Here is a 21,026-nt window from a genome sequence, read left to right as displayed (position 1 = left end):
CTGGCACCTCACCCCCGCCAGCGCATAACCAGAAGGGGCCGCCCGGCCCGCAGCCAGACAGCCCCTCAGCAAGATCTTCACGAGCCTTCTAGGGCTGGTGCGGGGGGTCGTCCGGCTCCTCCGCCAGGAGTTCCAGCACCGGGAGGGCGGTGAGCAGCGCGGTCCGCTGGTCCTCGGTGAGCCGACCCACCCGGTCCGCGAGGAGCTGGGAGCGTTCGAGCCGGATCCGCCCGATGGTCTCCCGCCCGTGGGCGGTCAGGCTGATCAACGCCGAGCGGCGGTCCTGCGGGTCCGGCTCCTTGGCGATCAGGCCGTCCGCGTGGAGCGGCGCGAGGGTGCGGATCATCGAGGGCGCCGCCACCCGCTCGCGGGCCGCCAGGTCGACCAGCCGGATCGGCGCGTGCGCCTCGATCCGGGCCAGCGCCGAGAGCTGGGCGAAGGTGAGGTCGAGCCGGCTCGACGCCTGCACCATCTGCCGGTGCAGGCGCGAGACGGCGAGTCGGAGCCGGGCCAGCTCGGCCGCGGCCTGGGTGGGGTCGGTCGCCATGGGCCGGACGTACTCCTCGGGGTCCTCAGCCGCGCCGGGTGGTGCCCGCCGCATCCTGAGCCGGGTCGCTCGGATCCCTCACCGTACCGTCCGGCGCTGCGGAGTTCGCCCCCTCGGCGCCGTCCGTGGCTTCCCCGGCGGCCGCTCCGGCGGCCTCCCCGATCGGCTCGGACGGCTGCGGGCGGCGGGCCCTGAGCAGGGAGGCGAGGGCGCCGAGCAGGGAGAGCGCGATGGCGAACCAGAACACCACCACCAGGCCGTCGTGGAAGGGGCCGGCGATCAGCCGGGGAAAGAACTCCCGGCCGGTCAGGGTCTGCGCGTTGCCCGCCGGCAGGGATCCGAGCAGGTCGGGGCCGAGCAGTTCGCGGACCGGGTTGTAGCCGAGGAAGGCCGCGAACAGCGTGCCCACCGGCGGCAGGGCGGCGATCGACCGGGCCGCCGGGGCCGGGACCCCCTGGGCGGTCAGACCGCTGTCGAGCCCGTGGGGCAGGGAGCCGGAGAGGCCGGCCACCATCAGGGAGAAGAAGATCCCGATCGAGAGCACCATGCCGGCGTTCTGGAAGGTGGCCCGCATGCCGGAGGCGGCACCGCGGTCGGCGGCCGGGACGCTGGACATGATCAGCGAGGTGTTCGGGGCCGCGAACAGGCCGCCACCCAGCCCGTTGAGGAAGATCAGGAACGCGAACCAGCCATAGCCGAAGTCGGTCGGCAGGAGCAGCAACCCGCCGAACGACACCGCCATCACGGCCAGGCCGACCGCCGCGAACAGCCGTGCGCCGTACTTGTCCGAGAGGTGTCCGGCGGCCGGGCCGGCGACCAGGAAGCCGATGGTCAGCATGAACTGCAGGCCGCCTCGGGCGATCGAACCGAGCAGGGCGGCGGCGTTGCCGCTGGTGAAGGTGGTGTCGCGGAACAGCCGGAGCGGGAACATCGGTTCGGCGACCCGCCGCTCGATCAGGCAGAACGCCGTCAGCACCGCCGCACCGCCGACCAGGCCCGCCAGCACCCAGGGGTTGGTCCAGCCCATGGTGTGCCCGCCGTACGGCTGGATGCCGTAGGTGATGCCGGCCAGCAGGGCGGTCAGGCCGACGGCGAAGGTGAGGTTGCCCCACCAGTCGATCCCGGCCGGGCGGCGGACGCCCGTGTCGCGCAGCGACCGGTAGGCCCAGACGGTACCCAGCAGGCCGATCGGGACGTTCACCCAGAAGATGGAGCGCCAGCTCCACTCCGCGAGCACGCCGCCGAGGACCAGGCCGATGAAGGAGCCCGCGATGGCGGCGACGATGTTGACCCCGAGCGCCGTCCCGCGCTGGCGGGCGGGGAAGGCGTCGGTGATGATCGCCGCGGAGTTGGCCATCAGCATCGAGCCGCCGACCGCCTGGGCGACCCGCCACCCGATCAGCCAGAGCGCTCCGCCACCGCCGGACATCGGGTCCAGCGCGAGGATCACCGAGGTGACCGTGAAGAGCAGGAATCCGGCGTTGTAGATCCGCACCCGGCCGTAGATGTCGCCGAGCCGGCCGAGCGTGACCACCAGGACGGCCGTGACCAGCAGGTAACCCATGAGCATCCAGAGCAGGTAGCTCACGTTGCCCGGCTCCAGCGGGTTGAGGTCGATGCCGTTGAAGATCGCCGGGAGCGAGATCAGCACGATCGAGCTGTTGATCGTCGCCACCAGCGTCCCCAGCGTGGTGTTCGACAGGGCCACCCACTTGTAGCGCGGGTTGTGTTGCCCGTCCTGCGGGCGCGCCCGCGCCACCGACCGCATACCGGCTCCTCTGGTCGTCAGAGGTAGTTAGTTGTTCTTAGCTAACTATCTGCCCGCGGGGTCTCCCCCGGCAAGGGCCGGTGCGGCCGGGTCGGGTCGCGCCGGTGGGGGGCGGGCCGGCAGGGGGTCGGGCGGGGCCGGGCCGGTGCGGTAGGGGTCGGGCCGACCGGGATCAGCTCGGATCGCCGGCCCGGGTCGCCGGCTCGGGCGGGTCGTCAGCTCGGGTCGTCAGCTCGGGTCGGTTCGGCGGCGGTAGCAGAGCTCGGGACGGCCGACCTGCCCGTACTGCGGCTCGCGGACGGCCGCACCGGTCTCGACCAGGTGCTCCAGGTACCGGCGGGCGGTGATCCGGGAGACGCCGGCGGCGGCGCCGGCGGCCGCGGCCGAGATACCGGCGGACGCCTCGCGCAGGACGACCTCGACGGCCTCCAGGGTCGGGGCGCTGAGCCCCTTGGGGAGGGCCGCCCGCTCGGGGGTGCGCAGCAGCGCGAGCGCCTGGTCGACCTCCTCCTGACCGGTCGCCTCGCCGCTGCGGCCGAGCGTCCGGCGGTACCGGGCGTAGCTGTCGAGGCGGTCGGTGAGCGCGGCCGCGCCGAACGGCTTGAGCAGGTACTGCACGACCCCGACCGACACCGCCTGCCGGACCATCGTCAGGTCGCGTGCCGAGGTGACGGCGATGACGTCCGCGGCATGGCCCGCCGACCGCAGCATGCGGAACAGCCGCAGGCCGTGGCCGTCCGGGAGGTAGAGGTCGAGCAGGACGAGGTCGACGGGCGTGCCCTCGGCCCGGGCGCGGTCGAGCGCGCGCAGGGCGTCGGCGCAGGTGTGGACGGTGGCCTCGACCCGGAAGCCGGGGGTGCGCCGGACGTAGAGCGAGTGGGCGGCGGCGGCCACCGGGTCGTCCTCCACCACCAGTACGGCGATCACCGGAGCGCCACCCGCGTCGAACCGTCCTGACCGGCTGCCGGAGCGGCTGCCTGGTCGACTGCCGGGCCTGGGGCCCGGTCGGGCGCGTGGCCGGGCGCGTGGTCGGGCGCGTGGCGCGGCGTTCTCGCCGCGGGCCCCCCGTCGCGGTCGACCCGTGGCGTCGGCCGTCGCAGCGGCAGCCGTACGGTGAGCACGGCGCCGCGCTCGCGGCCCAGTTCGACGGTGCCACCGTTGCGCCGGGCGGTCTGGGCGACGAGCGCGAGGCCGAGCCCGCGACCGTGCTGCTTGGTGGTCCACCCGCGCCGGAACACCTCCTCGGCTGCCTGCGGGTCGATGCCCGCGCCGGTGTCGGCGACCCGGATCAGCAGTTCGCTGCCGTCCGCCCGGGCGGTGACGGTGACGATGACCTCGGGCGGCCCGTCGTGGTGCGCGGCGTTCTCGATGGCGGCGTCCACGGCGTTGTCGACCAGGTTGCCCAGCAGGGTGACCAGGTCGCGCGACGTCAGCTCGGCCGGGAGCACCCCGTCGTCGATCCGACTGTCCTGGGTGAGGACGAGTTCCACGCCGCGTTCGGCGGCCTGGGCGGCCTTGCCGAGCAACAGGGCGGCCAGCACCGGTTCACCGACGGCCTCGACCACCCGGTCGGTGAGCTGCTGGGCGAGGGCGAGTTCGGCGGTCGCGAACTCCACCGCCTCGCGATGACGGCCGAGTTCGATCAGCGAGACGACGGCGTGCAGCCGGTTCGCGGCCTCGTGCGCCTGGGCGCCGAGCGCCTCGGCGAAGCCGCGTACCGAGTCCAACTCACCGGTGAGCCCCTGGAGTTCGGTGTGGTCGCGGAGGGTCACCACGGTGCCGAGGCCCGGGCCGATGGTGGAGGTGTTGAGCAGTACGACCCGCTCGGCGGTGAGGTGCACCTCGTCGCGCACCGCGGAGGGCGACCGCAACGCGCCGGCGAGGGAGTCGGGCAGCCCCAGATCGTCCACCGCGACGCCCGTCAACTCGCCGGACAAGCCGAGCAGTTCACGGGCCGCGTCGTTGCAGAGCAGCACCCGGTGGCAGCCGTCCAACAGGACCAGGCCCTCGCGCACCGAGTGCAGCGTCGCCTGGTGGTAGTCGTAGAGGTGACTGAGCTCGGCCGCACCCATGCCGTGGGTGTGCCGGCGCAGCCGGGCGCCGACGAGGTAGGTGCCCACGCCGCCGAGCGCCAGCGCCGCCACGGCGACGCCCGCCAGGGCGAGGATCGGTCCGCGGAGCTGGTCGCTGATCGCCTCGACCGTGATCCCCGCGCTGACCAGCGCCACCACCCGCCGGTGCTCGTCGAAGACCGGCGCGACCACCCGGACCGACGGACCGAGCGTGCCGGTGTACGTCTCCGGGAAGACCTCCCCGGCCAGTGCGCGGTCGATGTGGCCGAGGAAGGGCCGGCCGATCTGCGCGGGATCACGGTGGGTCCAGCGGATGCCGTCGGTGTCCATCACGGTGACGAAGTCCACGCCGGTGTCCTGGCGGACGCGTTCGGCGTACGGCTGGAGGACCGCCGAGGGATCAGGCCCGGCGGCGGCCTCGCGGACGGTCGGGGCGTCGGCGACCGCCACGGCCGCGGCGCGCACCTGCCGCAGCGCCGCACCCTCGGCCCGGTCGGCCGTGAACAGGTACGCGAGCACGGCCCCGCCCGCCACCACGGCGGCCACGATGACGATCTGCACCGCGAACAGCCGGCCCGCCAGGCTGTGCAGCCGGCCGCGCGGCGGAGGGTTCGGGTGCGGGGTCATGCCGGACAGTCTGCCCTGCTCGGCGGCGGGGGCAAGGGGTCCGGCCGCATGAACTCTATGAACGCAAACGTGACGGTCGTCACTCCGGAGCCCATAGTCGGATCGGCCCACCACCCGGGCCGCCACCGGCTGGATCCTCACGGCGCGGACGACCTCGCCGCGCGAAGGGCACTGTGCGCATCGCACGCGTGGATGCACCACGCGGATGTCAGCACGTGCGTCCCGCCGCGTGACCCCGATCAGGAACACCCCCACAGGAAACACCGCCGCAGGGCGTCCGGCAAAGGAGCCGCAGGATGACGACGACCACGGGAACCGTACGGACCAGACGGTCCGACCGCACCCACTACCTCTACCTGGCGGTGATCGCGGCCGTCCTCGGCGGCATCACGCTCGGGCTCCTCGCACCGGACTTCGCCGTGGAGCTGAAGCCGGTCGGCACGGGCTTCGTCAACCTGATCAAGATGATGATCAGCCCGGTGATCTTCTGCACCATCGTGCTCGGCGTCGGCTCGGTCACCAAGGCCGCCAAGGTCGGCCGGGTCGGCGGCCTGGCGCTCGGCTACTTCCTGCTGATGTCGACCGCGGCGCTCGGCATCGGTCTGGTGGTCGGCAACCTGATCGACCCGGGCTCCGGCCTGCACCTCACCGCCGCCCTCGCCAAGTCCGGCCACGCGCAGGCCGCGACGGGCGCCGCCACCGGCACCGCGGACTTCCTCCTCGGCACCATTCCGACCACCATGTTCTCGGCCCTCACCGAGGGCAAGGTGCTGCAGACCCTGCTGGTCGCACTGCTGGCCGGCTTCGCCCTGCAAGCGATGGGCCCGGTCGGGGCCCCCGTCCTGCGCGGGGTCGAGCACCTGCAGCGGCTGGTGTTCCGCATCATGGCGATGATCATGTGGCTGGCGCCGGTCGGCGCGTTCGGCGCGATGGCCGCGGTGGTGGGAGCGACCGGCACGGCCGCACTCAAGAGCCTCGCCATGATCATGATCGGGTTCTACACCACCTGCGCGATCTTCGTGGTGGTGGTGCTGGGCCTGCTGCTGCGCCTGGTCGCCGGGGTCAACATCTTCGCCCTGCTGCGCTACCTGGGCCGCGAGTTCCTGCTGATCCTCTCCACCTCCTCGTCCGAGAGCGCCCTGCCGCGACTGATCGCCAAGATGGAGCACGTCGGCGTCAGCCGCCCGGTCGTCGGCATCACCGTCCCGACCGGCTACAGCTTCAACCTCGACGGCACCGCGATCTACCTCACGATGGCGTCGATCTTCATCTCCGAGGCCCTCGACAAGCCGATGTCGCTGGGGCAGCAGCTCTCCCTGCTGGTCTTCATGGTGATCGCCAGCAAGGGCGCGGCCGGCGTCACCGGCGCCGGCCTGGCCACCCTGGCCGGCGGCCTCCAGTCGCACCGGCCGGAGCTGGTGGACGGCGTCGGGCTGATCGTCGGCATCGACCGCTTCATGTCGGAGGCCCGCGCGCTCACCAACTTCGCGGGCAACGCGGTGGCCACCGTGCTGATCGGGCACTGGACGCGGGAGCTCGACCACGAGCGGCTGCGCGAGGTGCTGGCGGGGCGGATCCCGTTCGACGAGGCCACGCTGATCGACACCGGCCACGGCACGCACGGCGGCGACGCCGCCGCCGGCGTGGACGGCGGTTCGGGGGCCGAGGCCGGGGCCGGCGTGGGTGCCGACGGCGGTGCTGGCCACGGGCGAGACGTCCCCGCGCCGGCCGCGGCGCCCTCCTCGGAGAAGACCTCGGCCTGAACCGGCCGGCGTGGGCCTCGAGGCCCCGCCCGGCCCCACCCGACTCCCGGAGCCCCCCGCCCGCCGGCGCGGGGCTCCGGGGCTCCATGCCTCCGTGGACCGGCGGACCGGCGGGTCTGCGGCTCACGGCTCCGGGCTCCGGACCCCTTGGCACCGAACATCGGACACCGACCCCCGAACGCCCAACTCCCTTGAGACGGACGCCACCTGTGCCGGATGTCACAACGGTGGCGCCTGGACCGGTCGCCACCCCCGCCCACCAGCGGATTTGGGTGGGTGTACGACCTAGTTGATCTCGCCGCGACCGGGAACCGGGCTTGCGTTGCCACCGCCGCGTCCCGCAGAGTCCACGACTGAACGGACCGGCTTCTCCCCAACGAAGCCCGGTCCGGTCGTGTCCGAGGGGGGAAACGAAAGGCTCCCCCACAGCATGCCCAGACACTCCAAGCACCGCCGCCCCGCGCGGGTGACCCGTCGACAGTTGGTCGCCCTCGGCCTCGCAGTCGCCGCGGTCGGCGCCGGCAGCGCCGCGTGGGCTGCCCCGGCCCGCAACGCGGAGCCGGTGGTCGTCGACTCGCTCACCATCACGCCGGCCGCGCCGGGCAGCACCGCCCAGGTCACCGCCACCGCCAAGCTGCACTCGGCCAAGAGCGTCCCGGTCCAGTCGCTGACCATCGCCGTCCGCGACGCCAAGGGCGCCAACTTCGACTTCCGCGGCGCCGTCGCGACCACCCTCTCGGGTACCCAGCAGACCTTCCAGCCCGAGGCCCGGACCTTCCCGGCTGGGAACTACCAGTACTTCGTGGCGTACAAGGCCAACAACGCCTGGCACAACCTCACGCCGACCCGCACCTTCACGTCCACCGGGACGACGGTCACCCCGGCGCCCACGCCGACCCCGCAGCCGAGCGCGACGGCCACCACCGCGCCGAAGCCGACCGCGGCGCCGAGCCCGTCCCCGACGAACACCCCGACCGCGACCCCGACGGTCAAGCCCACCCCCACCCCGACTCCCACCCCGACGCCGACGCCGTCGCCCACCGTGACGTCCAGCCCGTTCGCGACGCCGACCCCGACCCCGACGCCGACGGTCAAGCCGACGCCGACGCCGACCCCGTCGCCGACCCCGTCGGCGACCGCCACCCCGAGCCCGACGGCTTCCCCCAGCACCTCGGGCGGGCCGGCCGGCATCCCGGGCAGCTGGCACTCGGTATTCGCGGACGAGTTCAACGGTTCGGCCGTGGACTCCACCAAGTGGACCTCCAACTGGCTCGGCTGCCCCACCTGCACCACGCCCCCGGTGAACAGCTCCGAGGCGGCCGCGTACGCGCCGTCCCAGGCCACCGTGAACGGCGGCAGCCTGCACCTGACCGCCACCGCGCAGTCCACCACCGTGAACGGGAAGACCTACCCGTACCGCTCGGGCATGGTCCAGAGCAACGGCAAGGCGCAGTTCACCTACGGCGCCTTCGAGTCCCGGATCTACCTGCCGGCGTCCGGCTCGCAGATCGCCAACTGGCCCGCGTTCTGGACGGACGGTCAGAACTGGCCCACCGACGGTGAGATGGACGTCATGGAGGGCCTGGGCGGCAAGGCCTGCTACCACTTCCACTCGCCCTCCGGCGGCCCGGGCTCCTGCGCCCCCGGCACCTTCACCGGCTGGCACACCTACGGCGCCGAGTGGGCGCCGGGCTCCGTCACCTACTACTACGACGGCGTGAAGGTCGGCCAGATCACCACCGGCATCACCTCCACCCCGCAGTACCTGATCCTGAACAACGCGGTCGAGAGCAGCAGCGCGAGCAACACCCTCGCCCCCGCCGACATGCAGGTCGACTACGTCCGGGTCTGGCAGCACTGACCCTGACAGCGACCCCGCCGTCCCACCGGGCCGGCCCACCCCTCCGTCTGCCAGACGGCGCGGCGGGCCGGCCCCCGGCGTTCCAGGCCGGCGGGCGGGCGGGCGGGCGGGCGGGCGTTCCGGCCGGCCGGCATCGCTGGGACAGCGGGCGCCGGTAGGGCGCGGATGGCAGGAAACGTGGGAAGGACGACCTTGCTGCCGTCTCGTCCGCGCTGCCACGCTTGAGCCATGCCCAACCGGAACGTCCTCATCGTGTTCTTCGACGAGGTCCAGAGCCTCGACATCAGCGGTCCGCTCGAAGTGCTCAGCGCCGCCGGGAGCGGGGACCCCGGGGGCGGGATCCCCGCCGCGTACCGGATCCGCACCGCCAGCCCGGGCGGCCGGCCCGTCCGCACCTCCAGCGGGCTCACCCTGGTACCCGACGAGGACCTTGACCTGGCCGCGCCCCCGCACACCCTGCTGGTGCCGGGCGGACGCGGCACCCGGGGGCCCGCCGCACCGGAGCTGGTCGGGCGGATCGCCGAACTGGCCGCCGGCGCCGAGCGCGTGGTGTCGGTCTGCACGGGGGCCTTCCTCCTGGCGGAGGCGGGACTGCTCGACGGCCGTCGAGCCACCACGCACTGGGCGTACTGCGCCACGTTCGCCCGCCGCTTCCCCGCCGTCCGGCTGGACCCCGAACCGATCTTCGTGCGGGACGGCCGCGTCTCCACCTCGGCCGGCGTGACCGCGGGGATCGACCTCGCCCTGGCCCTGGTGGAGGAGGACTTCGGCCGCGGCACGGCGCTCGCCATCGCCCGCCACCTGGTGATGTACCTGCGCCGGCCCGGCGGCCAGTCCCAGTTCAGCATGCAGCTGGCGGGGCAGATCGCCGAACGGGACGCCCTGCGCGAGGTCCAGCGGTGGGTGGCCGAGAACCCGGGCGACGATCTCTCGGTCTCGGCGCTGGCCGAACGAGCCTCGCTCTCACCCCGGCAGTTCGCCCGCGCCTTCGCCGCGGAGGTCGGAGTGCCACCCGGGCGGTACGTGGACGGCGTGCGACTGGAGACGGCCCGGCGGCTGCTGGAAGAGACCGGGTACGGCGTCGAGGAGGTCGGACGGGCCGCCGGCTACGGGTCCACCGAGGCGATGCGGCGGGCTTTCGTCCGCGGGCTGGGCATCCCACCGTCCGAGTACCGGCGGCGCTTCCGGCCACAGACGGCCGCGGGACTCCCGTTGGCAGGCTGAGGCTTGCGCGGGGCCGAGGGTTCGGGACTGGGGGCGCGGGGCCGGGGCTGCGGAGCCGGGGCTGCGACGGATGGCGCGTGAATGTTCACGTGGGCGTGAATGTTCGCAGGTCCGCGACCATTCGCGCGCGGTGGCGCGGTGCGTCCTGGCGCCGACCGTTCACCCGAGAGCCGACCGTTCACCCCTGCCGGACCATTCACTCCAGGCCAACCGATCACGCCAAGGCCGACCGTTCACGCCAGCCCCATCATTCACGCCGAACCGACCATTCACGCCACCGTGAACAATCACGTTGGCGTCACCATCCACCACTCCACGAACGGTTGCGCTCATGCAAATAGCGATCCTCCTCTACGACCGCTTCACCGCCCTGGACGCGGTCGGCCCCTACGAAATCCTCGCCGGGCTGCCCGGCGCCGAGGTGGTCTTCACGGCCGCCCGCACCGGTCCGGTCCGCGCCGACACGGGGTTCCTCTCCCTCGTCGCCGACGCCGCGCTCGACGAGGTCACCGCGCCGGACATCCTGCTCGTCCCGGGTGGCCCGGGCCAGCCCGCCCTGATGACCGACGAGCCCCTGCTCGACTGGATCCGAGGGGTGGACGCCGCCACCACCTGGACCACCTCCGTCTGCAGCGGCTCCCTGGTCCTCGCGGGCGCCGGACTGCTCGCGGGCCGACGGGCCACCTCGCACTGGCTCGCCCTGGACCGCCTCACGGAACACGGCGCGATCCCGTCCACCGACCGGACGGTCATCGACGGCAAGTACGCCACCGCAGCCGGTGTCTCGGCCGGAATCGACCTCGCGCTCCTGCTCGCCGGCCGGCTCGCGGGGGACGAGGTCGCCCAGGCGATCCAGCTGATGACCGAGTACGCACCCGAGCCCCCGTACGGCGCGGGCAGTCCGGCGACGGCGCCCGCCCACCTGGTCACGGCGATGCGCGCCCGGTCAGCCGAGTTCCTCGGCGCCTGAGCCCTGGGCCGTCCCCCGCAGCCTGGCTCGGCCCACCGGCACAACCGTCCCGGTCGGGCCCCACCGGCACCCCGACGCCGCTCCGCCCCGCAGCCCCGGCCCCGCAAGCCCCGACCCCCGGGCCCGCTCATCCGAAAGGCCCACCGCCCGCCGCTCTCGGCATCCAGCCCCGGGCCGGCCCGGTGTTCGATCCCCACCGGGCCCCACCGGGCCCCACCGGGCCCGTGAGGATGCCCCGCCCGCGACCGGGCACCGCCTCGCGGCCGACCGTCCACCCCCGCCCCGGGCGGCCGGCGTTCCGCACGGTCCCGTTCGGGCTGAGTGACACTGGATGCATGGGCGAGACACAGGGCAGCAGCAGCGGGGACATCTTCACCCCGCCGGTCGTGGTACGCCCGCCCACCCGGGGCACCCGACCGTACCGGCGGGTCGAGATCTACGGGCGGGCGGTCGGCAAGGCCTTCGACGCCGCCGACGTGGCGGAGTTCATCCGCCGCGCGGGCGTCGACGAGCCCGACCTGAGCGACCCCGACCTGGTCGGCTGGCGCGGGGGCGACCAGACCGTGTGGTCCGCCACCGGGCACGGGGCCGAGCACGACGAGCTTCCGGACGGCGGGCTGCCCGACGACGGACAGCCGAGCGGACCGACCCAGGCCGCCGACCCCGCCGAGTCCACGAGGCCCGAAGCAGCGCCCGAGGCGTCCGACGCACCCGACGCACCCGACGCACCGACGAAGCCCGAGGAACCCGTCGGCCCCGCAGAACCCGCGGAACCCGAGGACGAGAGCGCCGCCGCGAGCTGAGCCACCCGGCTCCGAGCCGTCGAGCAGCACCGCCCGCACCCGCCCGCAGCGGACACACCCCACGCCGACGCGCCCGCGCCCCGGCGCACCACCCACGCGCCGCCGCTCCCACGCGCGCGCTCAAGCTCCCGACCGCACGCCACGCCACCCCATCCCGGCGCCGCCCGCACGCCCGGCAGGCCCGCACGCCCGCCCGCCCGCCCGCGCGCACGCCGATCAACCATCCAGGGCAATTCGTTCCCCCCAGGCGCTGATGCTGCCGCGCCTGCGGTGGCCGGGGAGGCGAACCCGGGCGGTAGTGGAGGAAAGCGCCACCACCCCCGCCCGAGGAGCAGCGCATGAGTCGGACCCGCCAGGCAGCCACGTTCACGTCCGCCGCGCTGCTCGTCGTCACGGTGGGCAGCTGCGCGACCGAATGGCGTCCGCTCCCGCCGGAGGCCCCGACGCCGACGGTGACCGCCACCGTGACCGCCACGGCCACGTCGCCGGTCGCCCCCGTGGCCGGACCGGCTCCGGCCGTCGTCGCCCCGGCCGCCACCGGCTCTCCCGACCCCAATGCCTCGGGCGCCGCCTCGGCACCCGCGTCCCCCGGTGCCACCGCCTCCCCCGCCGCCTCGGCGTCGGCCTCGGTTTCCGCGTCGGGTTCGGCCTCGCCCGCCCCCGCGGCGTCCGCGGCGGCCGGCGCCGGTTCGACTGCCGGTTCGGCGGCCGGATCTGGGGCCGCCGTCGCCGTCGCGAGCACCGACCGTCTGGGTCAGGTGCTGGTCGACGGCCAGGGCCGCACGCTCTACGTCTTCGAGGGCGACAGCACCACCATGTCCACCTGCTACGACGCCTGCGCCAGCGCGCTGCCGCCGCTGACCACCAAGAGCTTCCCGGTGGCCGGCCCCGGCGCCGACGACGGGCTGCTGGGCACCAGCCTGCGCGCGGACGGGAGCTACCAGGTGCTCTACAACGGCCGCCCGCTGTACCTGTGCGCCGAGGACACCTCGACCGGCGACGCGTACGGCCAGGAGGTCAACCGGTTCGGTTCCACCTTCTACGCCGCGGACGCCTCGGGGCACTCCGTCAAGGCCTCCGCGGCGCCCGCGGAGGACAGCGCCGGCTGACGCTCCCGACCGACCGGGCCGGAACCGTCCGGAACCGTCCGGAACCGTCCGGAGCTGCCCGGCGACCCCGTCCCAGCCCTCCCGCAGCCGCTCCCCCGGCCCCCGAGGCCGCCCCGAAGCCGCCCCGAAGCCGCCCCGAATCCGTCGCGCATCCGTCCCGACGGCGGTCCCGACGGCGGTCCCGAACCTGCCCCGAACCCGCCCCGCCCCACCCGAATCCGTCCGGATCCACCCGATCCACCGGCAATTCGCACAGGTGATACATCACCAAAACTATCGATCAAGTCATGTATAAATCCTTACCGTCAGGGCCGGTTTTTCGGGCCGGAACCCCTCATGACTATGCAGCGACCGGCGAACCGATACCATCGCCCGACAATTCTCAAATGTTCCTCAAATCTCCAGGCCACCCGGCCCGACCTGCACAGATGCACTTACTGAAGCCATATGTGCAGTACCCGTGAAGCCGACCCCGTGAATGTAACTATTCGGCTTCGCGTCTGTTCTGCGACGGCACGCTCGCCCTAGCCTTGGGCAACTCTCAACCCCTCCACCTGCCATTCACCGAGAGGCTGCCTACCCCCATGGCTTCTGTCGACCAGCTCGCCCCCTCAGCCGCCCCACCGTCCGGTTCGCCGGGTCGCAGCCGTTCGCTGCGACGTGAGGTCGGGCTGATCGGCCTGCTCTGGGCCTCCGTGGGCTCGATCATCGGCTCCGGCTGGCTCTACGGCGCGAAGAACGCCGTCATGGTCGCCGGCCCGGCCGCGCTCGTCTCCTGGGGCATCGGGGCGGTCGCGATCGTCCTGCTCGCCTTCGTGCACGCGGAGCTGGGCGGCATGTTCCCGGTGGCCGGCGGTACCGCCCGCTACCCGCACTACGCCTTCGGCGGCCTGGCGGGCATGTCCTTCGGCTGGTTCTCCTGGCTGCAGGCCGCGACGGTCGCGCCGATCGAGGTCGAGGCCATGATCGGCTACGCCGGTCACTGGGAGTTCGCGAAGAGCTTCCTGAACGACAACGGCACCCTCACGGTCAGCGGCTTCGTCGTCGCCGTCTTCCTGATGGGCGTCTTCGTCGCGGTCAACTTCCTCGGCGTCCGGGTGCTGTCGCACACCAACAGCGCCGCCACCTGGCTGAAGATCTTCGTGCCGCTGCTCGCGATCTTCGCGCTGGCCGTGTCCAACTTCCACGGCGGCAACTTCACCTCGCACGGCTTCGCGCCGTTCGGCACCAAGGGCATCCTGGCCGCGATCAGCACCAGCGGCATCATCTTCGCCCTGCTCGGCTTCGAGCAGGCCATCCAGCTCGCCGGTGAGAGCAAGAACCCCAAGCGCGACATCCCGCGCGCGGTGCTCGGCTCCGTCGCGATCGGCACGATGATCTACGTCCTGCTGCAGGTCGTCTTCATCGCCGCGCTGCCCGCCGCCTCCTTCGCCAACGGCTGGGAGAACCTCGACTTCCCCGGCATCAGCGGCCCGTTCGCCGGTCTCGCCACCACCGTCGGCCTCGGCTGGCTGGCCTGGGTGCTGTACTTCGACGCCATCGTGTCGCCCGGCGGCACCGGCCTGATCTACACCACCTCCACCTCCCGCATCTCCTACGGCCTCAGCAAGAACGGCTACGCCCCGCAGATGTTCGAGCGGGTCGACCGCCGCGGCGTGCCGTGGTTCGGCCTCACCATCTCGTTCCTGACCGGCGTGATCTGCTTCCTGCCCTTCCCGAGCTGGCAGGAGCTGGTCGGCTTCATCACCTCGGCCTCGGTGCTGATGTACGCGGGTGCCCCGCTCGCCTTCGGCGCGCTGCGCCGCCGCCTGCCGAACCGTGAGCGCTCCTACCGCCTGCCCGGCGGCGCGGTCATCGCCCCGCTGTCCTTCGTGGTCGCCAGCCTGATCATCTACTGGACCGGCTGGCACACCCTGGCCCGCCTCGGCATCGCCATCGTGCTCGGCTACGTGCTGCTCGGCAGCTACGCCGCGTACGCCACCAAGAAGGGCCTGCCGAACGCTCCCAAGCTGGACTGGCGCGCCGCCCAGTGGCTGCCCGCCTACCTGCTCGGCCTCGGCGTGATCTCCTGGCAGGGCAGCTTCGGCGACGGCCTGGGTCACCTGCCGATGTGGTGGGACATGCTCGTGGTCGCGGCCTTCGCGATGGCGATCTACTCCTGGGCCACCCGGGTCGCCCTGCCCGCGCACCTGATCGAGCAGATGATCGAGGACGTCGAGGTGGTGGACGAGGGCGGTCACTGACCCCTCACGCCCTCCCGACACGTCCGCGGAGCCCGGCCGGTACCCACCGGCCGGGCTCCGCGCGTGCGGGGGGCGGGTTGTGACCGTTGACAAGGGCGACACCTCGCGGGGATTCTAAGCAAGCGCTTAGTCAACGACCCAGGCGAGGAGCCCATGACCGACGCCCCCGACAGCCCGGACACCTCGGACGCCCCCGACGCCCCCGACGCTCCCGACAGCCCGGACGCCCCCGCCGCCGCGGACCCCCAGGACACCACCGCGGCCCTCCCCGGGCTCGACCTCGCACGGCTGCGCGAGCGGCTCGACCGCGACCTGCCCGGCCTGCTGGACGGGCCGCTGCGGGCCCGGCTGTTCGAGGGCGGCAAGTCCAACCTGACCTACCTGCTGACGGACGGCACCGGTCGCTGGGTGCTGCGCCGGCCGCCGCTGGGCCACGTCCTGGCGACCGCGCACGACATGGCCCGCGAGTTCCGGGTGCTCGGCGCGCTGCACCCCACGGCCGTGCCCGTCCCCGAGCCGCTGCTGCTGATCGAGGACGCGGAGGTGATCGGGGCACCGTGCTACCTGATGCAGTACGCCCCCGGCGCCGTCTTCCGGGACGAGGAGCAGTTCGCGGGCCTCGGCCCCGAGCGGGTGCACGGTCTGGGGCTGCACCTGGTGGACACCCTGGTCGCGCTGCACGCGCTGGATCCGGCGGCCGTCGGGCTCGGTGACTTCGGGCGCCCCGAGGGCTTCCTGGAGCGGCAGCTGGGGCGCTGGGGCAAGCAGCTCGCGGCCTCGCGCAGCCGCGAGGTCGCCGGGATCGACGAGCTCCAGGCGCACCTCGCCGCCACGCTGCCGCCCTCCCCCGCGCCCGCCCTGGTGCACGGCGACTACCGGCTGGACAACGTGCTGGTCGACGGGGACGACCGGATCACCGCCGTACTGGACTGGGAGATGTCCACCGTCGGCGATCCACTGACCGACCTCGGCCTGCTGGTGATGTACGTCGAGCTGGCCCGCCGCTTCGACGGGGTGCTGCCGGGTGCCGTGCTGGCCCCGGGCTTCCCCGCCACCGGGGAGCTGGTCGCCCGCTACGCGGCGGGCTCCGGGCGGGACGTGTCCGCGCTCGGCTGGTACGTCGGTTTCGCGTCGTTCAAGCTCGCCGTCGTCCTGGAGGGCATCCACTACCGCTGGACCAAGGGCGGCACGGTCGGCCCCGGTTTCGACCGGGTCGGCGAACTCGTGCCCGCCTTCGTGGAGTTCGGCCTCGCCGCACTGAAGCTGAAGGAGCACTGACCGTGGACTTCGCCTACGACGACCGCACCGAGGAGCTGCGCGGGCGGCTGCTCGCCTTCATGGACGAGGTCGTGTACCCGGCCGAGCCGGTGCTGACCGCCCAACTCGCCGACCCGGCCCGGGAGGCGTGGACCGTCCCGCCGGTCGTCGCCGAGCTCCAGGCGGCGGCCCGGGCGCGCGGCCTGTGGAACCTCTTCCTCGTGGACCAGCACGGCGGCCCCGGCGGCCCCGGCGCGGGCCTCACCAACCTCCAGTACGCGCCGCTCGCCGAGATCACCGGCCGCTCGCTGCTGCTGGCCCCCGCCGCGCTCAACTGCGCGGCCCCGGACACCGGGAACATGGAGCTGCTGGCCGAGTTCGGCGACGAGGCGCAGCGCAAGCAGTGGCTGGAGCCGCTGCTGGCCGGCGAGATCCGGTCGGCCTTCGCGATGACCGAGCCGGAGGTGGCTTCCTCGGACGCCACCAACATCACCACCCGGATCGAGCGGGACGGGGACGAGTACGTCGTCAACGGCCGCAAGTTCTACATCACCGGTGCGATGAACCCGAACTGCCGGATCCTCATCGTGATGGGCAAGACCGACCCGGGCGCCGACCCGCGCCGCCAGCAGAGCATGATCCTGGTCCCGCGGGACACCCCCGGGGTGACGGTGAAGCGCGGGATGACGGTGTTCGGCTACGCCGACGAGGACCACGGCGGGCACGCCGAGGTGCTGTTCGAGGACGTCCGGGTCCCGGCCGGGAACCTGATCGGCACCGAGGGCTCGGGCTTCGCGATCGCGCAGGCCCGGCTCGGCCCGGGCCGGATCCACCACTGCATGCGGGCGATCGGGGTGGCCGAGCGGGCCCTGGAGCTGATGTGCGACCGGGTGAGCGGGCGGGTCGCGTTCGGCAGGCCACTGGCCGAGCAGGGCGTGGTGCAGGACTGGATCGCGGAGGCCCGGGTCCGGATCGAGCAGGCCAGGCTGCTGGTGCTGAAGACCGCCTGGCTGATGGACACCGTCGGCAACCGGGGCGCGCACACCGAGATCCAGGCCATCAAGATCGCCGTCCCGGCGACGGTGGAGTGGATCCTCGACAAGGCCGTCCAGGCGCACGGCGCCGCCGGGGTCGGCCAGGACACCCCGCTCGCCCAACTCTGGGCGGCGATCCGGACGCTGCGGCTGGCCGACGGCCCGGACGAGGTGCACAAGCGGTCGCTGGCGCGGCGCGAGCTCGCACGCCGGCAGGACGGGAGGGGCTGAGGTGGGGTCCGAACAGTACGACGTGGAGTCGGAACTGCGCGAGCGGGTCAGGAGGTTGCTCGCCGGGCACGATCCCGCCGGCCCCGACCGGACGGCCTTCCTGCGGGCCCGGTTCGACGCCGGGCTGGCCTGGGTGCACTTCCCGCCCGGACTCGGCGGCCTCGGCGCACCGCGCGCCCTGCAGTCCCTGGTGGACGCGGAGTTGGAGGCGGCCGGGGCGCCGGACAACGACCCGCGCCGGATCGGCATCGGGCTGGGCATGGCCGCGCCGACGATCCTGCGCTACGGCACCGAGGAGCAGAAGCGACGCTTCCTCCGCCCGCTGTGGACCGGCGAGGAGGTGTGGTGCCAGCTGTTCAGCGAGCCCGGCGCCGGCTCCGACCTGGCCGCGCTGGCGACCAGGGCCGTGCCCGAGGGGGACGGCTGGCGGGTCGACGGACAGAAGGTGTGGACCTCGACCGCGCACACCGCCCGTTGGGCCATCCTGATCGCCCGGACGGACCCGGACCTGCCCAAGCACCGGGGCATCACCTACTTCGTCTGCGACATGACCGACCCCGGGGTGGAGGTCCGCCCGCTGCGGCAGATCACCGGGGAGGCCGAGTTCAACGAGGTCTTCCTGACCGGGGTCCGGATCCCGGACGCCCACCGCCTCGGCGAGGTCGGGGAGGGCTGGCAGGTCGCCCAGACCACGCTGAACAACGAGCGGGTGGCGATCGGCGGCCAGGCGATGCCCCGCGAGGGCGGCATGGTCGGCGTGGTCGCCACCACCTGGCGCGAGCGGCCGGAGCTGCGCACCCACGAGCTGCACCAGCGGCTGCTGAAGTCCTGGGTGGACGCCGAGGTGGCCAGGCTGGCGGGCGAACGGCTGCGCCAGCAGCTGGCCGTCGGCCAGCCTGGCCCGGAGGGCGCCGCGATGAAGCTGGCGTTCGCCCGGCTCGCCCAGGAGTTGAGCGGTCTGGAGGTCGAACTGCTGGGCGAGGAAGGCCTGGTGTACGACGACTGGACGATGCGGCGGCCGGAGACCGTCGACTTCAACGGCCGCCGGGCCGGGTACCGCTACCTGCGGGCCAAGGGCAACTCCATCGAGGGCGGCACCTCGGAGATCCTGCGCAACATCATCGCCGAACGGGTACTGGGCCTGCCGGCCGAGCCCCGGACCGACAAGGACACCCCCTGGAAGGAGCTGCCGCGATGAGCGCCCCCGATCTGCTCTACTCCGAGATCGAGGAGGACCTGCGCGCCAGCGTGCGGGACCTGCTCGCCGACCGCTGCCCGCCCTCCGCCGTGCTGACCCGCTGCGAGGGCCCGTCCCCGTACGACCCGGCGCTGTGGCGCGGCCTGGCGGTGGAGCTCGGGGTGACCGGGCTGCACGTCCCGGAGCAGTACGGCGGCGCGGGTGCGACGCTGCGGGAGACCGCCGTGGTGCTGGAGGAGCTCGGGCGCCGGGTGGCTCCGGTGCCGTTCCTGGGCAGCGCCGTCCTGGCGACCGGGCTGCTGCTGGCGGCCTGCCCGCAGGACCCGCTGCTCGCGCAGCTTGCGGCGGGTGCCCGGACGGCGACGCTCGCCGTCCCGCTGTCCACCGCGCCGGGGGCGGGTTTCCCCGGCACCGTCCGGGCGGCGGGCGGCGGCCGCCTGAGCGGCCGGGTCACCTCGGTGGCGGACACGTCCGGCGCGGACCTGCTGCTCGTCCCCGCCGAGGGGCCGGCCGGCCCGGCGCTGTACGCGGTGGAGGCGGACGCGGCCGGGCTGGGCGTCGCCCGGCGGACGTCGCTGGACCTGACCCGGCCGCTCGCGGACATCACGCTGGACGAGGTGCCCGGGCGCAGGCTCGCCGAGGGCGGGCCGGCCGTCGCGGCACTGCGGCAGGCGCTGACCACCGGCGCCGGACTGCTGGCCTCGGAGCAGCTCGGCGTGGCCGAGTGGTGCCTGGCGACGACGGTCGAGTACCTGAAGGAACGCCGCCAGTTCGCCCGCCGGCTGGGCTCGTTCCAGGCGCTCAAGCACCGGCTGGCCGATCTGTGGCTGGAGACGGTCGGGGCCCGGGCGGCGGCGCGGTACGCGGCCGCCACCCTGGCGGCCGGCGGTCCGGACGCGGAGGTCGCGGTGGCGGTCGCCCAGGCGCACTGCGGCGCGCTCGCGGTGCGGGCGGCGGAGGAGTGCGTCCAGCTGCACGGCGGGATCGGCATGACCTGGGAGCACCCGGCGCACCTGTACCTCAAGCGGGCCAAGGCGGATCAGCTGGCGCTCGGCACCCCCGGCCACCACCGCGCCACGCTGGCGCGGCTGGTGGACCTGCCGGGTCCGGTGGGCTGACCGTCCGGTGGGCTGACCGCCGGACGGCCGACGGGACGGACGCCGCCGACGGGACGACGAAGGACGACGAAGGACGAAGAAGGGGGCCGCGCCGGCGTACGGCGCGGCCCCCTTCGGTCGGGCTCCCCGGCCGGGCACCTTGCGGCCCGGCCCCTGCGGTCGGGCCCGTGCGGTCAGAGCCCCGGGAGGACGGCGATCCGGCCGGTGCTGGCGCCGGCCGCGACCGCCTGGACGGCCTCGGCGGCGCGGGCGAGCGGCAGGCGCTCGCTGACCAGTGGGCGGACCACGCCCTTGGCGGCGAGCTCGGTGAGCTCCCGGTGGGCCTGCCGGACGGCCTGCGGATCCCGGGTGTTGTAGAGGCCCCAGTGGAGGCCGAGGACGGAGTAGTTCTTGACCAGGGCGTGGTTGAGCGCCGGGGCGGGCACGGTGCCGCTCGCGAAGCCGACCACCAGGATCCGGCCCTCGAAGGCGACGCACTTGGTGGAGGCGGTGTAGGCGTCCCCGCCGACCGGGTCGAAGACGACGTCGGCGCCGCGGCCGCCGGTGGCCTCCTTCACCGCGGCGGCGATGTTCCCGGTGCGGCGGTCGATCACCAGGTCGGCGCCGAGGTCCCGGGCCGCCGCGGCCTTCTCGGGGCCGCCGACCACGCCGATCACGGTGGCCCCGGCGGCCTTGCCGAGCTGGACGGCGGCACTGCCGACGCCGCCCGCCGCCGCGTGGACCAGCAGCGTCTCGCCGGCCGCCAGCCGGGCCCTGCGGTGCAGGCCGAACCAGGCGGTCTGGTAGCCGATGTGCAGGGCGGCGGCCTCGGCGTCGTCCAGGGCCCCGGGGGCGGGGAAGGTCGCGGCGGCGTCCATCAGCGCGTACTCGGCGAAGGCGCCGGCGGGCAGCAGCGGCGTGCCGATCACCCTGCCGCCCGTACCGTCCGCGGTGCCCGGGCCGTCGACCACCTCGCCGCACAGCTCCACGCCGGGCGTGAACGGCAGCGGCGGGCGGACCTGGTAGTGGCCCCGGCACATCAGCGCGTCGGGGAAGTTGACGGCGGCGGCCAGGACCCGGACCAGCACCTGGCCCTCGCCCGGTACCGGCCGGGGCACGTCCGGCCGGAGCCGCATCACCTCGACGGGCTCGCCGAGCGCCCCGACCTGCCAGGCCCTCATCGCACCCGTGGCACCCGTCCCGTTCGCCGCACCCGTCCCGT

General features: G+C 73.9%; 16 protein-coding genes. 11 read left to right on the top strand and 5 right to left on the bottom strand.

Translation table 11 applies throughout. From position 1 onward, the window contains the following. Nucleotides 1-88 precede the first annotated feature (88 nt). From ACIOFR_RS33510 to ACIOFR_RS33495, 4 genes are all read right to left on the bottom strand, one after another. Nucleotides 89-547 carry a MarR family winged helix-turn-helix transcriptional regulator gene (locus ACIOFR_RS33510; protein ID WP_401003128.1) on the bottom strand — a complete coding sequence of 153 codons (459 nt, stop codon included), beginning with the start codon at nt 545-547 and terminating at the stop codon, nt 89-91. Nucleotides 548-572: 25 nt separating this feature from the next. Next, on the bottom strand, nt 573-2,315 hold the full coding sequence (locus tag ACIOFR_RS33505; protein ID WP_401003126.1) for an MFS transporter: 1,743 nt from the start codon (nt 2,313-2,315) through the stop codon (nt 573-575). 228 nt (nt 2,316-2,543) lie between these two features. After that, nucleotides 2,544-3,242, bottom strand: coding sequence for a response regulator (locus tag ACIOFR_RS33500; RefSeq protein ID WP_401003124.1), 699 nt, complete (start codon nt 3,240-3,242; stop codon nt 2,544-2,546). After that, nucleotides 3,239-5,014: an ATP-binding protein gene (locus ACIOFR_RS33495; protein WP_401003122.1), complete on the bottom strand. Its 1,776-nt coding sequence runs from the start codon at nt 5,012-5,014 to the stop codon at nt 3,239-3,241. The genes ACIOFR_RS33500 and ACIOFR_RS33495 overlap by 4 nt, the downstream gene beginning before the upstream one ends. Nucleotides 5,015-5,310: 296 nt before the next feature. On the opposite strand from ACIOFR_RS33495, the gene ACIOFR_RS33490 reads away from it, so the two are divergent. The 11 genes from ACIOFR_RS33490 to ACIOFR_RS33440 all read left to right on the top strand — a co-directional run bounded on the left by ACIOFR_RS33490 (nt 5,311) and on the right by ACIOFR_RS33440 (nt 19,825). Then, on the top strand, nt 5,311-6,777 hold the full coding sequence (locus ACIOFR_RS33490; RefSeq protein ID WP_401003120.1) for a cation:dicarboxylate symporter family transporter: 1,467 nt from the start codon (nt 5,311-5,313) through the stop codon (nt 6,775-6,777). A gap of 430 nt (nt 6,778-7,207) precedes the next feature. Next, nucleotides 7,208-8,638: a family 16 glycosylhydrolase gene (locus ACIOFR_RS33485; RefSeq protein ID WP_401003118.1), complete on the top strand. Its 1,431-nt coding sequence runs from the start codon at nt 7,208-7,210 to the stop codon at nt 8,636-8,638. Between the two features lie 228 nt (nt 8,639-8,866). Continuing rightward, nucleotides 8,867-9,862, top strand: coding sequence for a GlxA family transcriptional regulator (locus tag ACIOFR_RS33480; protein ID WP_401003116.1), 996 nt, complete (start codon nt 8,867-8,869; stop codon nt 9,860-9,862). Nucleotides 9,863-10,193: 331 nt separating this feature from the next. Further along, a complete protein-coding gene (locus ACIOFR_RS33475; RefSeq protein WP_401003114.1) occupies nt 10,194-10,832 on the top strand; it encodes a DJ-1/PfpI family protein in 639 nt (212 codons plus the stop codon). A 335-nt stretch (nt 10,833-11,167) separates the two neighbouring features. Further along, the gene (locus ACIOFR_RS33470; protein ID WP_401003112.1) at nt 11,168-11,635 is read left to right on the top strand and encodes a hypothetical protein; all 468 of its coding nucleotides are present in this window, start codon (nt 11,168-11,170) and stop codon (nt 11,633-11,635) included. A gap of 338 nt (nt 11,636-11,973) precedes the next feature. Further along, complete coding sequence (locus ACIOFR_RS33465) at nt 11,974-12,744, top strand: hypothetical protein (RefSeq protein ID WP_401003111.1); 771 nt, start codon at nt 11,974-11,976, stop codon at nt 12,742-12,744. 584 nt (nt 12,745-13,328) lie between these two features. Then, the gene (locus tag ACIOFR_RS33460; RefSeq protein WP_401003109.1) at nt 13,329-14,987 is read left to right on the top strand and encodes an APC family permease; all 1,659 of its coding nucleotides are present in this window, start codon (nt 13,329-13,331) and stop codon (nt 14,985-14,987) included. A 153-nt stretch (nt 14,988-15,140) separates the two neighbouring features. After that, nucleotides 15,141-16,265, top strand: coding sequence for a phosphotransferase family protein (locus ACIOFR_RS33455; RefSeq protein WP_401003107.1), 1,125 nt, complete (start codon nt 15,141-15,143; stop codon nt 16,263-16,265). Nucleotides 16,266-16,267: 2 nt separating this feature from the next. Next, entirely contained in the window at nt 16,268-17,509 is a 1,242-nt protein-coding gene (locus tag ACIOFR_RS33450) for an acyl-CoA dehydrogenase family protein (RefSeq protein WP_401003105.1), read from the top strand. Between the two features lie 22 nt (nt 17,510-17,531). Further along, nucleotides 17,532-18,707, top strand: a complete 1,176-nt coding sequence (locus ACIOFR_RS33445) for an acyl-CoA dehydrogenase family protein (RefSeq protein ID WP_401003134.1) — start codon at nt 17,532-17,534, stop codon at nt 18,705-18,707. Continuing rightward, nucleotides 18,704-19,825 (top strand): acyl-CoA dehydrogenase family protein, encoded by a 1,122-nt coding sequence (locus ACIOFR_RS33440; RefSeq protein ID WP_401003103.1) that lies wholly within the window; start codon nt 18,704-18,706, stop codon nt 19,823-19,825. The genes ACIOFR_RS33445 and ACIOFR_RS33440 overlap by 4 nt, the downstream gene beginning before the upstream one ends. Before the next feature lie 173 nt (nt 19,826-19,998). Here ACIOFR_RS33440 and ACIOFR_RS33435 read toward each other — a convergent pair whose 3' ends face one another. Beyond that, nucleotides 19,999-20,985 carry an NADPH:quinone oxidoreductase family protein gene (locus ACIOFR_RS33435; protein ID WP_401003132.1) on the bottom strand — a complete coding sequence of 329 codons (987 nt, stop codon included), beginning with the start codon at nt 20,983-20,985 and terminating at the stop codon, nt 19,999-20,001. Nucleotides 20,986-21,026 lie beyond the last annotated feature (41 nt).

The organism is Kitasatospora sp. NPDC088346, from assembly GCF_044740765.1.
Lineage (GTDB): Bacteria > Actinomycetota > Actinomycetes > Streptomycetales > Streptomycetaceae > Kitasatospora.
The sequence above is the reverse complement of the archived record's forward strand: the minus strand, read 5'-3'. Positions and strand labels throughout refer to the sequence as shown.